General features: G+C 55.5%; 2 protein-coding genes. Both read right to left on the reverse strand.

Annotated elements, in window-relative coordinates; all coding sequences use genetic code 11:
* Window positions 1-1774: electron transport complex subunit RsxC (gene rsxC, locus B2067_RS14560; protein ID WP_301388943.1), on the reverse strand; the 1774-nt coding region annotated here is incomplete at its 3' end.
* On the reverse strand, window positions 1771-2312 hold a 542-nt coding region (gene rsxB / locus B2067_RS14565; protein ID WP_301388944.1), incomplete at its 5' end, for an electron transport complex subunit RsxB. The genes rsxC and rsxB, both read right to left, overlap by 4 nt.

The raw sequence follows: 2312 nt of genomic DNA on the forward strand, positions 1-2312 counted from the left end.
GGTCGCCCTTGTCTGGCCCCGGAGCTGCTGGCGCTGACTTAGCGGCTTTCTTCGCAGCTGCAATATCTTTTGCCAGTGTTTTGATCTTGTCCTGGGTCTTAGCAAGCGCAGACTCAAAGGCCGGTATCTTATCGGCTTTCTCCGGGTCTTCCCGTGCAGCTTCCAGCTTTTCTTTGGTTTTCGCGACGGCGGCCTGAGCGGCTGCTAACTGCTTCTGGAGCTTCTCGAGGTCCGCATTCGCTGCCGGTTCCGCTACAGGAGAAGCTTTAGCGGCAGGCGCTTCTTTCTTAACCGACTGTGCTTTAGCAGCTGCTTCGGCGCGGGCCTTACGCTTAGCTTCTTTTTCGGCTTTCTCCCGCTCCTGGCGTTCAATCCGGGCTTCGTAACGGATGCGAGCCTGCTCGGCTTTTTCGGCAGCCGCACGCTCTTCCCGGATAGCGCCTTTTGAGAACCGGTAGTACTGAACCAACGGGATTTCACTCGGGCAGACGTAGGAGCATGCACCACATTCAATGCAGTCAAACAGGTTGTGCTGCTCTGCTTTATCAAACTCCTGGGCTTTACTGAACCAGTAAAGCTGCTGCGGCAGAAGGTCTGCCGGGCAGGCATCGGCACACAAACCGCAACGGATACAAGCCATCGCTGGGTTGTTAGTCGGTAACTCTTTTTCTGTTGGGGCAAGCAGGCAGTTGGTTGTTTTCACAACTGGCAACTCAGTGGTCGGGAGGGCAAAGCCCATCATCGGGCCGCCCATGACAACACGTTCACGCTTTGCCGGACGATAGCCGCTGAGTGATAACAGGTGACTGACGGGCGTACCCAGAAGAACTTCCCAGTTGCCCTTATCCCGAACCGCATCTCCGGTGACTGTGGTAATCCGGCTGATCAGTGGCCGACCGAAATCTACGGCATCGGCAATGGCGGCCGCAGTGCCAACGTTCTGGCAGACGATACCAAGGCTCGCAGGAATACCACCGGAAGGAACCTCTTTGCCCGTCAGAATCTGAATAAGCTGCTTTTCACCACCCGATGGATATTTCGTCGGAATGGTGACAACGTCAATGTGGTGTTCTTCATTGTGCTGAACGAGCGCATCGTCAAGCGCTGCAATGGCTTCGGGTTTATTGTCTTCAACGCCAATAAGGCAGCGCTCTGCACCGAGTATCTGCAGCAGTATCTGGGCACCGCGAATGACTTCGCTGGCGTGTTCGCGCATCAGCATATCGTCGGCGGTGATGTAAGGTTCGCACTCAGCACCGTTGAGAATCAGAGTGTCGATCTTGTGCTTGCCAGTATTCAGTTTAACGGCGGTCGGGAAGCCCGCGCCGCCCATGCCCGCAATGCCGCAGTCACGAATACGTTCCAGTAACTTGTCGACCGGGATGTCGTCGCAGTGATCAAGTCCCAGAGCGTCACATAACCCCTGATGCTCGACCCAGGTGTCTTCTCCGTCGGGCTCAATCACGATACATGTCTCACTGAGACCCGAAGCGTGAGGTACCTGACGTGCTTCAATGGCGCTTATTTTTCCTGACGTCGGTGCATGCAGAGGAGCTGAGACAAAGCCTTCTGGTTCGGCGATAACCTGACCTTTTAAAACGGTATCACCGACAGCAACGACCGGGTTTGCAGGCGCACCTATGTGTTGATGTAGGGGCAGAACCAGCTCTGAAGGCAAACTCGCTTTGCGGATTGGTCGGCTATTCGACTGTCGCTTGTTCTCAGGAGGATGAATGCCGCCATCAAACTCATGGAGTTGAATCAGGTGGGTCATGCGTGTGCCTCCGTCTTCAGCGAACGACGGTCTGTCGCAATCAGCTCAACTCCCGTGGTAGGTGCTTGCCAGTACCAGCTGCTGGTATCGGTTGACTGAGGCACCATATCAATACAATCCACCGGGCAAGGCTCCACGCAAAGGTCGCAACCTGTGCATTCATCGACGATAACTGTATGCATTTGTTTCGCCGCCCCCAGAATGGCATCGACAGGACATGCCTGAATGCACTTAGTACAGCCGATACATTCGTCTTCGCGGATGTAGGCGACCATGGGAACGTCTTTTTCAGCGCCGTGCTCGGCATCCAGTGGTTCAGGCTCTACGCCCAGTAAGTCAGCCAGTGCCTGAATCGTGCTTTCACCACCAGGCGGGCATTTGTTGATCTTTTCCCCATCTGCAATTGCCTCGGCGTAGGGTTTACAGCCGGGGAAACCACATTGCCCGCACTGAGTCTGCGGTAGCAGGTCGTTCACCTGATCGACGACAGGGTTTCCCTCAACCCGGAAACGGACTGAAGCAAAGCCGAGCAGGGCGC

The organism is Thalassolituus sp. UBA2590 (assembly GCF_002339775.1).
Lineage (GTDB): Bacteria > Pseudomonadota > Gammaproteobacteria > Pseudomonadales > Oceanobacteraceae > Thalassolituus.